Annotated in this window: 1 pseudogene; it reads left to right on the plus strand. The window is 67.1% G+C overall.

Annotation, left to right across the window (positions count from 1 at the left end):
• Positions 1-414, plus strand: a pseudogene (locus Ga0609869_RS18325) (erythrose-4-phosphate dehydrogenase); the annotation flags it as partial.

Here is a 414-nt window from a genome sequence, read left to right on the forward strand (position 1 = left end):
TGGAATGCACCGGCATCTTCACCGACCGCGACAAGGCCGCCATGCACCTGGAAAACGGCTCCAGGCGCGTGCTGATCTCCGCCCCCGGCGCCGGCGCCGACAAGACCATCGTCTACGGCGTCAACCATGAGAGCCTGACCGCCGGCGACACCGTCGTCTCCAACGCCTCCTGCACCACCAACTGCCTCAGCCCCGTCGCCAAGGCGCTCAACGACGCCATCGGCATCAATCGCGGCTTCATGACCACGATCCACAGCTATACCGGCGACCAGCCCACGCTCGACACAATGCACAAGGATCTCTACCGCGCCCGCGCCGCGGCGATGAGCATGATCCCCACCTCCACCGGCGCCGCCAAGGCCGTCGGCCTGGTGCTGCCCGAACTCAACGGCAAGCTCGACGGCGTCGCCATCC

Source organism: Rhodovulum iodosum (genome assembly GCF_041020385.1).
Lineage (GTDB): Bacteria > Pseudomonadota > Alphaproteobacteria > Rhodobacterales > Rhodobacteraceae > Rhodovulum > Rhodovulum iodosum.